The following is a 16,298-nucleotide window of genomic DNA, read 5'->3' on the forward strand; positions in this document are numbered from 1 at the left end:
GCGGATTCTCCCGAAGATTCGATTCGATTCGGTTCGATATTGCGTACCGAACGGCACAGGACATGGGCAGTCTATGGGGGCGATCAGTTCCGCCGACCGAAGGGCTCCGTACATGAGCAGCAGGCCGCTCCCCGACATACAGCTGCGCGTCCCCACCGACGAGGACGCCCTGGCCTGGCACCGGGTCTTCGCCGACCCCGAGGTCATGGAGTTCCACGGGGGCAGGCCGGCCGAGCTGTCGGTGTACGAGGAGCTGACCGCCCGGCAGCGCAGGCACGACGCCGAGCGCGGCTTCTGCTTCTGGACGATCCTCGACGAGCACGGAGAGGTCGTCGGTTTCACGGGCGCGCAGCCGTGGCCGCACGAGAACTTCGGGCCGGTCGGCGAGATCGAGATCGGCTGGCGGCTCGCCCGCTCCGCCTGGGGCAAGGGCTACGCCACGGCCGCCGCCCGCACCACGCTGGAGCGGGTACGGGCGGCGGGTGTGGAGCGCGTGGTGGCGATGGTGCACTCCCGCAACGAGCGGTCCATCGCCGTGGTCCGGCGGCTCGGAATGGAGCTCGCCGAGACGTTCACGACCCCGGCGTCGCAGCAGACCGGCTACTGCTTCCGGCTGGAGCTGGCGGACGGCCTCAGCCGGCCGTGAACGTGGCGACCGCCGTGGAGAACACCACGTCCTTGTCCGGGTCCCAGCGGTCGGCGCGACCGGCGGCGAGGATCGCGTACTCGGTGCCGTCGGCGGCGACGAAGGCCTGGTCGATGACGTGGCGGACCAGGCCGCCCTCGTCGGGCTCGGGGATGTGCGTGAACTCCCAGAGCGCTCCCGGGCGGCCCTGGTAGGTGTTCTGCTCCAGCCGCAGGCGCCGGTAGTCGCTCGCGGCGTTCGCCAGGTGCTTCTTCTCCAGGCCGGTGAAGTTCTCGTACGAGCTCATCGGGGTGTTCCGGATGACGCCGATCTGCACGTACTCGCCTCCAGTGGGCGCCTCGTAGAAGACCTGGCTGCCCGCCTGCCGGCGGGTCCAGCCCTCCATGACCGCCACACTGAACCCGGCGGGGTCCTCGCGCACCACGAAGCCGGCGGGGAGCGAGCCGCCGGGGGAGGCGGACGGCGAGGACGACGCCGAGGAGGAGGGCGAGGAGGCGGGCGACGGCGTCGCCTGCGGCTTGGCGTCCGGCGTCTGCGCCGGCGGCGCGGACCGCCGGTCCTGCGTCGTGGGTGCGTGGTCCTTGTCCTGGTGGTCCTGCCAGATCAGCAGCCCGGCCGTCGCCCCGCCGCCGATGACGAACGCGGCGGTGAGCGTCGCCGTCCACAGCAGGACCTTGCGCCTGCGGTCCCCGGGGGCTCCCCCGCCCGGTTTGGCAGGCAGCGGCGCCGTTCCGGACATCGCCGGGGCGCCGAGGTGCACGGTGTACGGGTCGTGCGGACCACCGCCTGCGGCACCGGCCGCCGGGGCCTGCGGACCGCCCGCCTCCGGACCGGGCGCGGGAGCCCCGGGCGCGGGCAGTCCCGGTGCGTACGGCACCGGTGCGGGCGCCGCCCCGGGCCCGTACGGCACCGGCGGCGGGGTGTACGGCGTCGCCTGCGCCGCCGGCGATTGTCCAGGCCGCCCGGGCAGGAGCGAACCGACGAACGTCGCGCCGCCCACCCACAGCAGCCCGAACAGCAGCGCGTCCGGCACGCTCGGCGCGATCTCGGCGAAGCCCTGGCCGCCGAAGCCGGCCAGCCCGCCCGCCATTTCGGCGGAGACACCACAGACCCCGGTGAACAGCAGCACCAGCCCCAGGACGAATGCTGCCGCCAGCAGCTGCTCGCGCCGGTCGGCCGAACGGCGCGCCGCCCACACGCCGAGGATCAGCGCCGAGACGGCGCCGAGCGCCACCGCTCCCGCCACCGCCCCGCCGCCCCACACGTCGGAGATCTCGCCCAGCCCGAAGCTGCCGTGCTCGGAGCCCCAGCCGAAGAAGACGGCATCGCCCTGGACCTCGTACGTCACCGGCACGCCCCAGCCCAGACCGAGCACGGTGAGGCCGATGTTCGGCAGGAGCGGCAGCGCCATCAGCAGAGCCGTACCGTCCACGTCGTCGTTGGCCGCGTAGACGGCGAAGCCGGTCAGCGAGCACAGCGCGACTGCGACGGCGAGCGCGCGGACCGCCGTGCCGAAGGCGCGGACCGCGGACCGGACGGCGGGGCGCTGCGCCAGCCACGCGGCGAGGTCGTCGCGCTGGAGCACCCCGGCCGTCACGACCGCCGAGAGCACCAGCGCGCCGAGCGCCGCGAGCAGCGGTGACGAGGAGACCTCGATGCCCGCGATCCCGGGCTGGGCGAACAGGCCGAGCACGAGGACGGCCGCGGTGACCACCAGCGAGACGCGCACGGCCGCTTCGAGCCCCGCGCCGCGCGCACGGAGCATCCGCGCTCCCGTCCACAGTGCGGCGATCCACAGCACGGTGACGGTCAGCGGGACGAGCGAGAGCGACGCGGTGCCCTGTGTCACGGCCTCCATGCCCGAGTCGGAGAAGCCCGAGCCGCCGGAACCGTCGCCGTAACCACCCGAGGAGTCCCCCCAGCCGAAACGGCCGCCGCCCGAGGAGTCTCCGGTGCCGAACCCGGCCCCGTCGGCGGCCTTCAGCTCGAACCCGCCGCCGAATCCCTGCATCAGCAGCGCGAGGGCGATCCGCAGCCGGTCGCTCCAGCCGACGACGACCTCGTCCTGTTGTCCGTACGACGGGATCGCCAGCGCGGTCGCGAGCAGGAGCAGCAGACCGGTCGGCCAGAGCGCGGCCTGCACCGATGCCGCCCAGTCGCCGCGCAGCGCCCGCCGGAAGAAGGCCGCCACGGGCGAGGGCGCGGCGGGACCGGGTCCGTACGCGGGCGGGGGCGGCACGGACGCCGGGGTCTGCGCCGGGACGGGGACGGGCACCGGCGGGGCGGTCTCGGCCGGCCGCTCCTTGCCGCATGTCATGCAGAAGCGGGCCTCATCGGGGGATGGGGCACCGCAGTGGCCGCAGTACGACGCCATGGGGAGACTCCGAACGCAACGGGTGGGGACGGAAGTTGACGCTCCATGAGGAGCACGTAAGCAACTGACTCATCCTGCCACCCGCCGGTTCCCGCCTCAGAACACGGACAGCCCCGTCAGCGTCGTGAACCTGTCCAGCGCCGCCACCCCGGCCACCGAGTTGCCGCGGGCGTCGAGACCCGGGCTCCACACGCACAGCGTGCAACGGCCCGGCACGACGGCCACGATGCCGCCGCCGACCCCGCTCTTGCCGGGCAGACCGACACGGTAGGCGAAGTCACCGGCCGCGTCGTACGTGCCGCAGGTGAGCATCACCGCGTTGATCTGCTTGGCCTCGCTGCGGGTCAGCAGCCGCGAGCCGTCCGCGCGCAGCCCGTGCCGGGCCAGGAAGCGGGCGGCGCGCGTCAGGTCGGCGCAGCTCATCTCGATCGAGCACTGCCAGAAGTAGTGGTCGAGGAGGGACGGGACGGGGTTGGTGATGTTGCCGTAGGACGCCATGAAGTGGGCGAGCGCCGCGTTGCGGTCGCCGTGCGCGGACTCCGACTCGGCGACCTCGGGGTCGAAGGCGAGGTCCTTGTTCCCGCTCTCCTCACGCAGGAATCCGAGCAGTTCGCTGCTGGCGTCGCCGGTGAGGGTCTGCAGCGCGTCGGTGACGACGAGGGCGCCCGCGTTGATGAACGGGTTGCGCGGGATGCCGTTCTCGTACTCCAGCTGCACCAGCGAGTTGAAGGGGTTGCCCGAGGGCTCGCGGCCCACCCGTTCCCACAGGCCGTCGCCGCCCGCGGCCAGCGCCAGCGCGAGCGTGAAGACCTTGGTGATCGACTGTGCGGAGAACGGGTGGCGCCAGTCCCCCACCCCGTACACGTTGCCCCGCAGGTCGGCGACGGCCATGCCGAAGCGTTGCGGGTCGACCCCGGCGAGGGCCGGGATGTACTCGGCGGGCCTGCCGCTGCCGACCAGCGGGGCGACGTCCTGCGCAATCTGCTCCAGGACCGCCTGGTAGTCCACGGCGATGGACTGGTGTTCCACGCCTGCTGCCTACTGCTGGGGCTTGGTGCCGCGGTGCAGCGCGACGATGCCACCGGACAGGTTGCGCCAGGCGACCTTCGTCCAGCCGGCCTGCTGGAGCCTGCGGGCGAGTGCGGGCTGGTCGGGCCAGCTCTGGATCGACTCGGCGAGGTAGACGTACGCGTCCGGGTTGGAGGACACCGCGCGGGCGATGGGCGGCAGGGCCCGCATCAGGTACTCCTCGTACACGGTGCGCAGCGGCGCCCATGTCGCGTGCGAGAACTCGCAGATGACCACACGGCCGCCCGGCTTGGTGACCCGGTACAGCTCGCGCAGCGCCTGGTCGGTGTCCTGCACGTTGCGCAGCCCGAAGGAGATCGTCACGGCGTCGAAGACGTCGTCGGCGAACGGCAGCTTCGTCGCGTCGCCCGCGGTCAGCGGCAGCCACGGGTGGCGCTTCTTGCCCTCGCGGAGCATGCCGAGGGAGAAGTCGCACGGGACGACGTACGCGCCGGTGGTGGTGAACGGCAGCGAGGAGGTGCCGGTGCCGGCCGCGAGGTCGAGGACCTTCTGCGCGGGGCGCGCGTCCACGGCCTTGGCGACCTCCCTGCGCCAGCGCCGGTCCTGGCCGAGCGAGAGCACGTCGTTGGTGAGGTCGTAGTTCGCCGCCACGTCGTCGAACATCGAGGCGACTTCGTGCGGCTGCTTGGCCAAGGTTGCTCGGGTCACAGTCCCATTCAAGCAGCCCGCCCCGCCGACCGGCCCGGCGGACGCCCCGTGACTGCCCGCGGCGCGGCGCCTCCCAGGTGGCGTCGCCCATGAGGCGGCCCGGCGGCGCGTCCGTGGAGCCGGCCCGGCCGGCCGCGCGTGCTCGATGGCGAGGTCGCGGATCGCCGTGCCCGACACGGTGTGCGGATCTCGGGGCGCGCCCGGCGCGTGCCACCGCGCCCGGCTCACCTCCGCCGGTACACCAGTCGGCCTCCGAGGACGGTCGCGACGCACGTGGCCGCACCGCCCAGGCGCAGCGCGCGGGCCGGCTGCTCGCCGACGGGGACGTCGAACACCGCGAAGTCGGCGGCGCCGCCGGCACTCAAGTCGCCGTCGAGCAGCGCGTTGAGGGGGAAGTGCACGACGGGATCGAGCGCGAGGGCGTCCCCCTCGTACCGGCCGCGCCGCGCGTCGCGCACCCTCAGCCCGGACCGCGCGACCGCCGTCCGCACGGCCGGCACGGTGAAGGGTCCGGCGAGCGCGGTGACTCCGTGCGCCAGCAGCCGCTGGAGACCGCGCCGGGCACTCGCGCCCCAGCGCGTGTCGTCCATCGCGAGCGCCTCCAGGGCATCGCCCGTCAGCGGCTCGGTGCCGAGTTCGTCCGCCTCGCGCGGATCGGGGTGGTACGCACTCTCCAGCAGTGGCACGGCCTGCGGATGGCGCAGCCCGGGCAGCAGCAGCCCGGGCCAGCGGCGCACCCGCGCCTGCGGGCGCTCACCGGCCAGCCGTTCGTACGGGCCGGCCGCGACGATCAGCCCGCCGTCCACGGCCACGGCGTCGGCGTCCTTGCGGCCGGTGAAGGCCGCCCGGTCCGCGACGTGAATGGTCAGCAAAGCGGCCTCAGTTGGCGCCGAGCAGCTTCAGCTCCGGGTGCGCCGTCCCGCCCTCGATCGCCGTGGACGAGATGTGCGAGACCACGCGCTCGTCGACCGGGTCGTCCGCCGGGTCCTCGTGCACGACGATGTGCTCGTACGTCGTCGTCCGCTGCGCCGGCACGCGGCCCGCCTTGCGGATCAGGTCGATGATCTCCATGCGGTTGGAGCGGTGCTTGGCGCCGGCCGAGGAGACGACGTTCTCCTCCAGCATGATCGAGCCGAGGTCGTCCGCGCCGTAGTGCAGCGACAGCTGGCCGACCTCCTTGCCCGTGGTGAGCCAGGAGCCCTGGATGTGCGCGACGTTGTCGAGGAACAGACGCGCGATCGCGATCATGCGCAGGTACTCGAACAGGGTCGCCTGCGTACGGCCCTTGAGGTGGTTGTTCTCGGGCTGGTACGTGTACGGGATGAAGGCGCGGAAGCCGCCCGTGCGGTCCTGCGCGTCGCGGATCATCCGCAGGTGCTCGATCCGCTCGGCGTTGGTCTCGCCCGTGCCCATCAGCATCGTGGAGGTCGACTCGACACCGAGGCCGTGCGCGATCTCCATGATCTCCAGCCACCGCTCACCGGACTCCTTGAGCGGCGCGATCGCCTTGCGGGGGCGCTCCGGCAGCAACTCGGCGCCGGCGCCCGCGAAGGAGTCGAGGCCGGCCGCGTGGATGCGGGTGATCGCCTCCTCGACGGTGACGCCGGAGATCCGCGCCATGTGCTCCACCTCGGACGCGCCGAGCGAGTGGATCACCAGCTGCGGGAACTCCTTCTTGATGGCCGCGAAGTGCTTCTCGTAGTACTCGACGCCGTAGTCGGGGTGGTGGCCGCCCTGGAACATGATCTGTGTGCCGCCGAGTTCGACGGTCTCCGCGCAGCGGCGCAGGATGTCGTCGAGGTCGCGGGTCCAGCCCTTGGCGGTGTCCTTCGGCGGGGCGTAGAAGGCGCAGAACTTGCAGGCCGTGACGCATACGTTGGTGTAGTTGATGTTGCGTTCGATGATGTACGTCGCGATGTTCTCCGTACCGGCGTACCGGCGCCGGCGCACGGCGTCCGCAGCGGCGCCCAGCGCGTGCAGCGGCGCGGAGCGGTAGAGGTCGAGCGCTTCCTCGGCTGTGATCCGCCCGCCTGCGGCGGCACGGTCCAGGACGGACTGAAGGTCGGCCTTCTCGGTCACCGGGCGTCACCCTTCGGCGGTCTTCTGTGGATCTACGGACCGATCCAGGCTACGCCACGGCCCCGACGCCCGGCCGCGGGCCTCCCCGTCCCCCGCCCGCTCAGCGCCGCACCTTCGCGAGCGTCGCGGTCGGTGTGCCCGCGGCCTCCTCGTGGGACCGGTAGCGCAGGGTGCCGTCGTCGGCGAGCGTGAACACCAGCACCGCCTTCCCGCCGGTGCACTTGCCGGCCGTGCCCTCGCGCTCGGGGTCGGTGCGCTCCTCGATGCGCACCATCCGGGAGGTGGCCGAGGTGAGCCTGCCGACGCCGTAGCACTCGACGCTCACTCCCAGGACCGAGATCGCGTTGGTGCTGTGGACGACGTCCTGCCCCTTCGTCCCCTTGGTGAAGGTGACGGTCACGGTGCCGTGCGGCAGGCCGGACCGTTCGGTGGCGGGCCCCGACCAGGTGCCGAGGAACGCCGCCGGAACTTCGTCGCCCTTGCTCGGGGAGGGGGACGCGGTCGCGGCGGGCGGCGGCTCGGCCGCTTCGTTCGCGCCCTGCTTGCCGTCGCCGCCGCGGCCCGGCCACAGGTCGAGGAGGAAGCCGCTGCCGAGGGTGACGGCCGCGAGGGCGCCGGCCACGGTGAGGGCGAGCGTGCAGCTGACCCTGCGGCCCTTGCGGCCGCCGTTCGCCGAGAGGGAGATGCCGCCGCCGTCGGCCGGGCGGGACGTACCGGAGGCCGTGGCGGCCTCGTGACCGACGGCCGGCGCCGGCCTGCCCCACGGTGCGGCGGCCCCGTCCGGCTCGACCGGCGGGCCGAAGACGCCGAGGGCCGGGCTGGAGAACGCGACCGGGCCGGAGGCGGCCGGGTCCGCCGCCGGGCCCAAGGCCGAGGGTGCGACGGGCTCGACGGGGAAGGACTCCAGGTGCAGCAGGTCCACCGCCGCGCGGCTGATCTCCTCCACCAACGGGCCCGGCAGCCAGCCCGCCCCGGCGCCGGCACCGAGTTCTTCCGCGACCTCGGCGGGCGTCGGCCGCGCCGCCGGGTCCTTGGCCAGGCAGGCGCTCACCAGATCCCGTATCCCGCCGTCCAGTGCGCCGAGTTCGGGCTCCTCGTGCACCACCTTGTAGAGCAGCGCGGCCGAGGAGTCGCCGGGGAAGGGGGCCTCACCGGTCGCCGCGTAGACGAGGACCGCGCCCAGCGAGAACACGTCGGCCGCGCCCGTGACTCCCTTGCCCAGGATCTGCTCGGGGGACATGTAGCCCGGCGAGCCGACCGAGACGCCGGTGGAGGTGAGCGACACCGTGCCCTCGGTGGCGCGCGCGATCCCGAAGTCGATCAGCCGCGGGCCCTCCAGGGTGAGCAGCACGTTCGACGGCTTCACGTCCCGGTGCACCAGGTCGAGGGCGTGCACCGCGACCAGGGCCCTGGCGAGCCCGGCGCCCAGCACGCGCACCGAGGGCGTCGGCAGCGGGCCGTGGCCGGCGATTGCCCGGGACAGGGCGGGGCCGGCGACGTAACCGGTGGCGACCCAGGGCACGGACGCGTCGGGGTCGGCGTCCAGTACGGGGGCGGTCCACTCCCCGCCGACCCGGCGCGCGGCCTCGACCTCGCGCCGGAACCGCGCCCGGAACTCGTCGTCGAGCGCGAAGTGCGGATGGACGACCTTCACCGCGACCGTACGGCCGCCCGCGCTGCGGCCCAGGTAGACGCGGCCCATCCCGCCCGCGCCGAGTCTGCCGAGCAGCCGGTACGCACCGATGACGCGCGGCTCACCCGGATCCAGCGGCTGCATCTCAACTCCCCCGTCAGCCCTGGCGCCAAGGCCCTGGCACAGACCGTCCGGTCAACAGACTAGGGGGTGGGGTGTCAGCGGTGGCCGTCGAGCAGCCGCACGTCCACATCGGCGGGGAAGCCGGTGGTCGGCCCCGTCCTGCGCGCGAACTCCCGTACGCCCGCGAGCTGCTCGGGCCCGAAGCGGAAGTCCAGCGTCGTGAAGTAGCGCTCCAGCAGCTCAGCGTCGAAGCTCTCCCAGCGCGCCGCCTGCTCTGCGACCTTGCCGACCTCCTCCAGGGACAGGTCCCGAGAGGCGAGGAACGCCTCGTGCACCTGGTGCACGACGACCGGCTCACGGGCCAGGTAGTCCTTGCGCGCGGCCCAGACGGCGAAGACGAAAGGCAGCCCGGTCCAGTCCTTCCACATCTGCCCGAGGTCGTGGACCCGCAGGCCGAGGCGGGGCGCGTCGTGCAGGGAGGCGCGCAGCGCTGCGTCCCCGATGAGGACGGCGGCGTCCGCCTCCTGCATCATCACGCCGAGGTCCGGCGGGCAGGTGAAGTAGTCGGGCGCCACCCGGTACTGCTCGGCGAGCAGCAGCTGCGCGAGGCGCACGGAGGTGCGGGAGGTGGACCCGAGCGCGACGCGCGCCCCGTCCAGCTGCTCCAGCGGCAGCTGGGAGACGATCACACAGGACATCACGGGGCCGTCGCAGCCGACGGCGAGGTCGGGGAATGCGACGAGGTCGTCGGCATTACGAAGGAATTCCACGAGGGTGATCGGCGCGATGTCGAGTTCGCCGCGCACCAGACGCTCACTGAGCTTCTCGGGAGTGTCCTTCGTCAGTTCCAGGTCGAGAAGAGTTCCCGTTCTGGCAAGCCCCCAGTAAAGAGGGAGACAGTTCAGGAACTGGATGTGGCCGACGCGCGGCCGGCTGCGACGGATGTCGGTTGCTGTGCTTTCACCGTGACTGTCCACATCGTGAGGCTAGACCCGTGGCCTCCCGCGGCAGGCGCCGGGGCCGCGCGGTGACCTCCGTGCGGCCCGCCCGAACTGCGCTTCGTCAGCGCCCCGGGCCCCGAACCAAACGTCCGGGTGACGTGATCTTTCCCTCTACCGCTGTGCGCACGCTGCGTGCTAGGCTCAACGCAAGTTGCAGTTTGGTTTCCCTTGCAGTACAGAGCCTGCGGAGCATGTAACCCGCAGGCTTTTGTAGTTTTCAGACTTCTTGCAGGTTCTGGAGCAGGGCAACCCTTTGGCCCATAGGAGGGCTTATGGCTACCGGAACCGTCAAGTGGTTCAACGCTGAAAAGGGCTTCGGCTTCATCGCCCAGGACGGCGGCGGCCCGGATGTCTTCGTCCACTACTCCGCGATCAACGCGACCGGCTTCCGCTCCCTCGAGGAGAACCAGGTCGTGAACTTCGACGTCACCCAGGGCCCCAAGGGCCCGCAGGCGGAGAACGTCACCCCGGCCTGATTGGCCACGGGTCGGCGATCGCGCACGACTTAGCAGTACCAAGGAGCCCCGTTCCCTGTGGAACGGGGCTCCTGCCCTTTCCGGAGCGGGCACTACTACCGCCTGGCCGGCGGCTTCGCCCGGCTGTTCGTTCCCCGCGCCGTCGCGCGCGGCACGGGGACTCGTCACCCGAACGCACGGACCGCCTTGCCTGCCGTGCGGACCGGACGTCGCATGGAGTCATGTTCGTTCGTACGACGTATGCGACAGGTGATCCGGCCACGCTCGACCAGGCCGTGCAGGCACTGACCACGGAAGGCAGGCGGCAGCTCGTCGCGGAACCCGGCTTCCGCGGCGCGGGCATGTTCGCGGACCGCGAGCTCGGCAAGCTGGTGACCGGGACGTGGTGGGAGGACGAAGCGGCCATGCGGGCGAGCGCCGACCGCATGGGGAAGGTACGCGCCCAGGTGCTGTCGTCGTTCGCGACGACCGTGACGGTCGAGAACTGGGAGGCCGCGGTCGCAGCCCGCGCGGAATCGGTCCCCGAAGGCGCCCGCTTCCGGCTGACCCGGCTGGATTTCGCCCCCTCCGACGCGGACAGCCTGGTCGACGCCTTCGAGAACGGCGTCCTGCCACGGCTGCGGACCATGACCGGTTTCCTCGGCGGATCGCTCCTCGTCGACCGCGCCGCCGGGCGCGGCGCGGTGGGCACGGTCTACGCCGACAAGGACAGCCTCGCGGCCTCGCGCAGTCCCGTCGCCGCGCTGCGGGGCGAGGCCACGAGCAAGGCGCGGGCCACCCTGCGGTCGCTGGAGGAGTTCGAGGTGGTCATGGTGGAGAGCCCGCCGCCGTCCTGACGCCGGGAACGCCGACCGGACGGGGGCGACGGCGAGCCGGGCCCCGGGGACGTCACCGCGGGCTCCAGCGCTCCCCGCGCATGAGCCGATCGAGCCCCGTCCAGGCGAAGTTCATCAGCAGGCCCGCCGCCTCCTTGGCCGAGACCCCACCGGCCTCGTTCGCCCAGCCGGCGAGCGACTCGGCGGCGCCCACCAGCGCCTGGGCGAGGCCGGCCACGTCCCGCTCGGCCAGCTCGGCGTCGCGGTGCCCCGCCGGCGGCACGCCCTGCCGGGCCGCGGCCGCGATCAGGCCGGTCACGAAGGCGGCGATGTCCTCGCGCATCCTCGCCACCTCGGCGGCGAACGGCTCGCCGTGCGTACGTGCCTGGTGGTGCAGCACGGCCCAGCCGTCTGGGTTCTCGGCGGTGTGCCGGAAGAACGCCTCCAGGCCGGCCCACATCTGCCGGTCGGCCGAGAGACCCGGCTCGACGGCCGCCTGCACGGCCTCCGTCAGGGCCCTGGCCTCCCGCCGGATGCACGCCGTGAAGAGCTCTTCCTTGGAGTTCAGATACAGATAGACGAGCGGCTTGGAGACCCCCGCCAGCTCAGCGATCTCGTCCATCGACGCGGCCCGGTAGCCGCGCTGCCCGAAGGTGTGGACGGCGGCGTCCATCATCTGCTGCTCGCGCACGGCCCGCGGCATCCGCTTGGCCCTCACGCCTTTCACAGCACCCATTGTCGAACGTTCCTCCCGCCCCGTGCCCTTACCCAGCGGTAAGACTACGACCTGGGGGAAGGACGGACCGAACAGCGGAGAACGGCCAGGAGAAAGATCGTCCGGATGTGATCGGTGCCGCTCCCCGGCGCCGCCCGCCCCGCGCACGCACGAGCGCCCCGGATCCGCCGGATCCGGGGCGCTTCGCCTGTGGACGGGCCGTTACGCGGCGGCCGGGACCGCGACCTCGCGCTCGGCGCCCCGCACCTCGGCCTCGTCGATCGGGGAGGAGGTGGCCGCGTTGTACGCGTCGCGGTCGAGGATGTTCTCGCGGGCGGCGACCAGGACCGGGACCAGCGCCTGGCCGGCCACGTTCGTCGCGGTCCGCATCATGTCGAGGACCGGGTCGATCGCCATCAGCAGACCCACGCCCTCCAGCGGGAGGCCGAGCGTGGACAGGGTCAGCGTCAGCATCACGGTCGCGCCGGTCAGACCCGCCGTGGCGGCCGATCCGACGACCGAGACGAACGCGATCAGCACGTACTCCTTGATGCCCAGCTGCACGTCGAAGATCTGCGCGATGAAGATCGCGGCGAGCGCCGGGTAGATCGCGGCGCAGCCGTCCATCTTGGTCGTGGCCCCGAACGGGACGGCGAAGGAGGTGTACTCCTTCGGCACACCGAGACGCTCGGTGACCTTGACCGTGACCGGCATGGTGCCGACGGAGGAGCGGGAGACGAAGGCCAGCTGGATCGCGGGCCAGGCGCCCTTGAAGAACTGGATCGGGTTGACCTTGGCCACGGTCGCCAGCAGCAGCGGGTAGACGCCGAACATGACCAGGGCGCAGCCGATGTAGACGTCGGCGGTGAAGGTGGCGTACTTGCCGATCAGGTCCCAGCCGTAGTCGGCGATGGCGAAGCCGATGAGGCCGACGGTGCCGATCGGCGCGAGGCGGATGACCCACCACAGGGCCTTCTGGAGCAGCTCCAGGACCGACTCGCTGAGAGTCAGGATCGGCTGGGCCTTCTCGCCGAGCTTGAGGGCGGCGATACCGGCGACGGCGGCCATGAAGACGATCTGGAGGACGTTCAGCTCGGTGAAGGGCGTGATGACGTCGGTCGGCACGATGCCGGTGAGGAAGTCGATCCAGGAGCCGGCGTTCTCGGGCTTCTGGCCGTCCTTCGGGGTGAGGCCGGTACCGGCGCCGGGGTTGGTCACCAGGCCGATGGCGAGGCCGATCGCGACCGCGATCAGCGACGTGATCATGAACCAGAGCAGGGTGCGGGTGGCCAGCCGGGCGGCGTTGTTGACCTTCCGCAGATTGGTGATCGAGACCAGGATCGCGAAGAAGACGAGCGGCGCGACCGCCAGCTTCAGCAGCTGGACGAAGATCGAGCCGACCTGGTCGAGCGTGTCCTTCAGCCAGGCGACGTCCTGGCTGCGGGCGAACCAGCCGAGCAGGACGCCGAGCACCAGACCGGCGACGATCTGGGCCCAGAAGGGGATCTTCGGTATGCGGTTACCGGACGCGGACACAGTGGTCGCGGACACGGGCACACTCCACAGGGGCGTAGCGGGGACAGACGGGGAACAGAGATGCGGCGCCCGTGCGCGGATGCGCGGCGCCGCTGTGATGCCGGGTCAGAACTGGCGGCAACAGACCGCGGACATACTGGGGGCGCCCCCGGCGCGAGCGCAGCGAAGTGCGAGGGGGAGGCACAGATCGACATGCAGGCGCGCCACGAGCGGGATGCTCGCGGCGGTGTGATGGCGCACTGCTGTCTTCATGCCGAACACGTTAACACTTGAACTTTGAGAACCTCAAAGCTCCCCTTGGGGAGCATCCCCTTCGGGCCCCGTCGGCCCGGGGCGCCCGTCCCTACCGCGTGACGCCGTCCTCCTGCGAGCGGTTGGCCTCGAGGCGCGCCTTGGCCCGGTCGACCTTGGTGACGATCTGCTCGGACATGGCGTCGCGCTGCTTGCGCAGGAGCACGAAGCTCAGCGGTGCGGAGAGCACGAGGGCGAGCAGGACCACCCAGGCGAAGTTGGCTTCGCCGAGGCCCTTGGGCAGGGCGCCGACCTGGACGAGACCGGCGACGACGACGAAGCAGCCGACGAAGATCGCGAGCCGCAGCGCGGTGTACCGGATCGCGGCGCTCGACTTTCCTGCGGACACAGCGGGCCTTCTTCCTTGACGACAGAGGTGCCCGTCCAGTGAAGCACGCCCGACAAAAGGGGCGTCCCGCAGGGCCTCGATGAGGGATGGTGGTCGGTGGGGGCACCTCCCAGCGGTAGCTGGGGGAGGGAGGCGGATCAGTTCAGCGGCAGGAGCATGATGACGTCGTCGCGGTCGTCGCCGTCCGCGACGCGGATGGCGCCCGGTACGCGGCCGACCTCCTTGTACCCGCAGGCGGTGTAGAACCGGTCGGCGCCGGTGCCGCCTCGGCAGGTGAGGCGTATCGCCTCGATGCCGTCGAGACCCCGGGCGGCCTCCGCGGCGGCGGCCATCAGTTCGCGGCCGTAGCCCTTGCCCTGGTGACGGGGGTGGACCATGACGGTGTAGAGCCAGATCCAGTGGGTCATCAGGCGGTGCGTGTTGAGCGCGAGGAACGCCGTGGCCGCGATCTCGCCGTCCTTGTCGCGCCCGACGAGCAGCCGCATCCGGCCCTCTGCCATGGCCGTCAGGTGCTTGACCCACTCGGGACGTATGTCGTCGGCCGTGACGGGCGGCACGAAGCCGACGGCCCCGCCGGCATTGCTGACGTCGGCCCACAGCTCCAGCACGCCGTCACGCAGAGCCGGCCCGCCGGGCGGATCGAGTTCGAAGGTGAGAGCCATGCGCCCCAGCGTAGGAAAAGCCCGGCGGCGGGCACACAGAATTCCGGGGTCCGAGACGGACGCGGCGCTCCGCCCCCGGGCCGGGGGCCGGGGGGCGGAGTCACTGGACGTCAGACGCGCATCGGCTGCGGGGACTCACGGCGGGAGGCGTCCGGGCCGGGGTACTCGCGGATGATCTCGTAGCGCGTGTTGCGCTCGACCGGGCGGAAGCCGGCGTCGCGGATCAGGTCGAGCAGGTCGTCGCGGGTGAGCTTGTTCGGCGTGCCGTAGTTGTCGGCGTCGTGCGTGATCTTGTACTCGACGACCGAGCCGTCCATGTCGTCCGCGCCGTGCTGGAGGGCGAGTTGGGCGGTCTGCACGCCGTGCATCACCCAGAAGACCTTGACGTGCTGGACGTTGTCGAACAGCAGACGGGAGACCGCGAAGGTCTTCAGCGCCTCCGCGCCCGTCGCCATGGTCGTGCGCGCCTGCAGCTTGTTGCGCACCTTGCCGTCCTGCATGTCGACGAAGTCGTGCTGGTAGCGCAGGGGGATGAAGACCTGGAAGCCGCCGGTCTCGTCCTGGAGTTCACGTAGCCGCAGGACGTGGTCGACGCGGTGGCGCGGCTCCTCGATGTGCCCGTACAGCATCGTGCACGGGGTCTTGAGGCCCTTCTCGTGCGCCAGGCGGTGGATGCGCGACCAGTCCTCCCAGTGGGTGCGGTGGTCGACGATGTGCTGGCGGACCTCCCAGTCGAAGATCTCCGCGCCGCCGCCGGTCAGCGATTCGAGGCCGGCCTCGATCAGCTCGTCGAGGATCTCGGAGGCGGACAGCCCCGAGATGGTCTCGAAGTGGTGGATCTCAGTGGCGGTGAAGGCCTTCAGCGAGACGTTCGGCAGGGCCTTCTTCAGCTCGCTGAGCGAACGCGGGTAGTACCGCCACGGCAGGTTGGGGTGAAGGCCGTTGACGATGTGCAGCTCGGTGAGGTTCTCGTTCTCCATCGCCTTGGCGAGGCGGACGGCCTCCTCGATGCGCATGGTGTACGCGTCCTTCTCGCCCGGCTTGCGCTGGAACGAGCAGTAGGCGCACGACGCGGTGCACACGTTGGTCATGTTGAGGTGGCGGTTGACGTTGAAGTGGACCACGTCGCCGTTCTTGCGCGTGCGGACCTCGTGGGCGAGACCGCCGAGCCAGGCCAGGTCGTCCGACGCGTAGAGCGCGATGCCGTCCTCACGGGTCAGCCGTTCACCGGCCCGGACCTTCTCCTCCAGCTCGCGCTTGAGTCCAGCGTCCACCTGGCCGCCTCCCATATCTCCACGTAAAACAGGCTCCGCCCACCGTACTCCCCCGCCCTGGCGTCCCTTCACGGGCGGGGCGGTACGGCGGGCGGCGGGTGACTCACGCCTCGTCGGGAAGGTCTCCGACGCGGTTCTCCCACTTGGTGGAGAGGACGATCGTGGTGCGGGTGCGCGAGACGCCGCGGGTGCCGGAGAGCCGGCGGATGGTCTTCTCCAGGCCGTCGACGTCGCTGGCGCGCACCTTGAGCATGTACGAGTCGTCGCCGGCGATGAACCAGCAGTCCTCGATCTCGGCGAGGTCCCGCAGACGGCGGGCGACGTCCTCGTGGTCGGCGGCGTCCGAGAGCGAGATGCCGATGAGGGCCGTGACGCCGAGACCGAGCGAGGCCGCGTCCACGGTGGCGCGGTAGCCGGTGATGACCCCCGCCGCCTCCAGGCGGTTGATGCGGTCGGTCACGGAGGGGCCGGAGAGCCCCACGAGCCGGCCGAGCTCGGCGTACGAGGCCCTGCCGTTCTCGCGCAGGGCCTGGATGAGCTGCCTATCCACGGCGTCCATATGCCTGAGCCTTCCATTATTCAGCGAT

Annotated in this window: 16 protein-coding genes; 3 read left to right on the forward strand and 13 right to left on the reverse strand. The window is 71.7% G+C overall.

Annotated elements, in window-relative coordinates:
- The first annotated feature begins 112 nt into the window (after positions 1 to 112).
- Complete coding sequence (locus QFZ82_RS17540) at positions 113 to 646, forward strand: GNAT family N-acetyltransferase (RefSeq protein ID WP_307714064.1); 534 nt, start codon at positions 113 to 115, stop codon at positions 644 to 646.
- Here QFZ82_RS17540 and QFZ82_RS17545 read toward each other — a convergent pair.
- From QFZ82_RS17545 to QFZ82_RS17575, 7 genes are all read right to left on the reverse strand, one after another.
- Positions 633 to 2,963: a hypothetical protein gene (locus tag QFZ82_RS17545; protein WP_307714065.1), complete on the reverse strand. Its 2,331-nt coding sequence runs from the start codon at positions 2,961 to 2,963 to the stop codon at positions 633 to 635. The genes QFZ82_RS17540 and QFZ82_RS17545 overlap by 14 nt on opposite strands.
- Before the next feature lie 153 nt (positions 2,964 to 3,116).
- Entirely contained in the window at positions 3,117 to 4,028 is a 912-nt protein-coding gene (locus tag QFZ82_RS17550; RefSeq protein WP_307717755.1) for a glutaminase, read from the reverse strand.
- A 30-nt stretch (positions 4,029 to 4,058) separates the two neighbouring features.
- Positions 4,059 to 4,757, reverse strand: a complete 699-nt coding sequence (locus QFZ82_RS17555; protein ID WP_307714066.1) for a demethylmenaquinone methyltransferase — start codon at positions 4,755 to 4,757, stop codon at positions 4,059 to 4,061.
- A gap of 224 nt (positions 4,758 to 4,981) precedes the next feature.
- Positions 4,982 to 5,629, reverse strand: a complete 648-nt coding sequence (locus tag QFZ82_RS17560; RefSeq protein WP_307714068.1) for a hypothetical protein — start codon at positions 5,627 to 5,629, stop codon at positions 4,982 to 4,984.
- Positions 5,630 to 5,636: 7 nt separating this feature from the next.
- Positions 5,637 to 6,836, reverse strand: a complete 1,200-nt coding sequence (gene mqnC, locus QFZ82_RS17565) for a cyclic dehypoxanthinyl futalosine synthase (protein ID WP_307714069.1) — start codon at positions 6,834 to 6,836, stop codon at positions 5,637 to 5,639.
- A gap of 100 nt (positions 6,837 to 6,936) precedes the next feature.
- On the reverse strand, positions 6,937 to 8,613 hold the full coding sequence (locus tag QFZ82_RS17570) for a serine/threonine-protein kinase (RefSeq protein ID WP_307714070.1): 1,677 nt from the start codon (positions 8,611 to 8,613) through the stop codon (positions 6,937 to 6,939).
- A 74-nt stretch (positions 8,614 to 8,687) separates the two neighbouring features.
- Positions 8,688 to 9,569: a menaquinone biosynthetic enzyme MqnA/MqnD family protein gene (locus tag QFZ82_RS17575; RefSeq protein WP_177148509.1), complete on the reverse strand. Its 882-nt coding sequence runs from the start codon at positions 9,567 to 9,569 to the stop codon at positions 8,688 to 8,690.
- Between the two features lie 296 nt (positions 9,570 to 9,865).
- Here QFZ82_RS17575 and QFZ82_RS17580 point away from each other — a divergent pair, with 296 nt between their 5' ends.
- Both QFZ82_RS17580 and QFZ82_RS17585 read left to right on the forward strand, forming a co-directional pair.
- Entirely contained in the window at positions 9,866 to 10,069 is a 204-nt protein-coding gene (locus QFZ82_RS17580) for a cold-shock protein (RefSeq protein WP_017948713.1), read from the forward strand.
- Positions 10,070 to 10,290: 221 nt separating this feature from the next.
- On the forward strand, positions 10,291 to 10,905 hold the full coding sequence (locus QFZ82_RS17585; RefSeq protein WP_307714071.1) for an antibiotic biosynthesis monooxygenase: 615 nt from the start codon (positions 10,291 to 10,293) through the stop codon (positions 10,903 to 10,905).
- A gap of 52 nt (positions 10,906 to 10,957) precedes the next feature.
- On the opposite strand, the gene QFZ82_RS17590 is transcribed toward QFZ82_RS17585, so the two are convergent.
- The 6 genes from QFZ82_RS17590 to QFZ82_RS17615 all read right to left on the reverse strand — a co-directional run bounded on the left by QFZ82_RS17590 (position 10,958) and on the right by QFZ82_RS17615 (position 16,270).
- Positions 10,958 to 11,620: a TetR/AcrR family transcriptional regulator gene (locus tag QFZ82_RS17590; protein ID WP_307714072.1), complete on the reverse strand. Its 663-nt coding sequence runs from the start codon at positions 11,618 to 11,620 to the stop codon at positions 10,958 to 10,960.
- 201 nt (positions 11,621 to 11,821) lie between these two features.
- Positions 11,822 to 13,156 carry a dicarboxylate/amino acid:cation symporter gene (locus QFZ82_RS17595; protein WP_373429298.1) on the reverse strand — a complete coding sequence of 445 codons (1,335 nt, stop codon included), beginning with the start codon at positions 13,154 to 13,156 and terminating at the stop codon, positions 11,822 to 11,824.
- A 322-nt stretch (positions 13,157 to 13,478) separates the two neighbouring features.
- Positions 13,479 to 13,775 (reverse strand): DUF4229 domain-containing protein, encoded by a 297-nt coding sequence (locus QFZ82_RS17600; protein ID WP_307714074.1) that lies wholly within the window; start codon positions 13,773 to 13,775, stop codon positions 13,479 to 13,481.
- A 137-nt stretch (positions 13,776 to 13,912) separates the two neighbouring features.
- The gene (locus QFZ82_RS17605; protein WP_307714075.1) at positions 13,913 to 14,437 is read right to left on the reverse strand and encodes a GNAT family N-acetyltransferase; all 525 of its coding nucleotides are present in this window, start codon (positions 14,435 to 14,437) and stop codon (positions 13,913 to 13,915) included.
- Positions 14,438 to 14,547: 110 nt separating this feature from the next.
- Positions 14,548 to 15,711 (reverse strand): aminofutalosine synthase MqnE, encoded by a 1,164-nt coding sequence (gene mqnE / locus QFZ82_RS17610; protein ID WP_307714076.1) that lies wholly within the window; start codon positions 15,709 to 15,711, stop codon positions 14,548 to 14,550.
- A gap of 103 nt (positions 15,712 to 15,814) precedes the next feature.
- Positions 15,815 to 16,270: an Lrp/AsnC family transcriptional regulator gene (locus QFZ82_RS17615; protein ID WP_177148502.1), complete on the reverse strand. Its 456-nt coding sequence runs from the start codon at positions 16,268 to 16,270 to the stop codon at positions 15,815 to 15,817.
- Positions 16,271 to 16,298 lie beyond the last annotated feature (28 nt).

The organism is Streptomyces sp. V4I23 (genome assembly GCF_030817975.1).
Taxonomy (GTDB): Bacteria; Actinomycetota; Actinomycetes; order Streptomycetales; family Streptomycetaceae; genus Streptomyces.

Excerpts from the sequence above, each read along its gene's own strand:
- QFZ82_RS17580 (WP_017948713.1), top strand. The coding sequence starts at position 9,866 with ATGGCTACCGGAACCGTCAAGTGGTTCAACGCTGAAAAGGGCTTCGGC.
- QFZ82_RS17545 (WP_307714065.1), bottom strand. The coding sequence starts at position 2,963 with ATGACATGCGGCAAGGAGCGGCCGGCCGAGACCGCCCCGCCGGTGCCC.
- QFZ82_RS17540 (WP_307714064.1), top strand. The coding sequence starts at position 113 with ATGAGCAGCAGGCCGCTCCCCGACATACAGCTGCGCGTCCCCACCGAC.
- QFZ82_RS17570 (WP_307714070.1), bottom strand. The coding sequence starts at position 8,613 with ATGCAGCCGCTGGATCCGGGTGAGCCGCGCGTCATCGGTGCGTACCGG.
- QFZ82_RS17590 (WP_307714072.1), bottom strand. The coding sequence starts at position 11,620 with ATGGGTGCTGTGAAAGGCGTGAGGGCCAAGCGGATGCCGCGGGCCGTG.
- QFZ82_RS17585 (WP_307714071.1), top strand. The coding sequence starts at position 10,291 with ATGTTCGTTCGTACGACGTATGCGACAGGTGATCCGGCCACGCTCGAC.
- QFZ82_RS17615 (WP_177148502.1), bottom strand. The coding sequence starts at position 16,270 with ATGGACGCCGTGGATAGGCAGCTCATCCAGGCCCTGCGCGAGAACGGC.
- QFZ82_RS17605 (WP_307714075.1), bottom strand. The coding sequence starts at position 14,437 with ATGGCTCTCACCTTCGAACTCGATCCGCCCGGCGGGCCGGCTCTGCGT.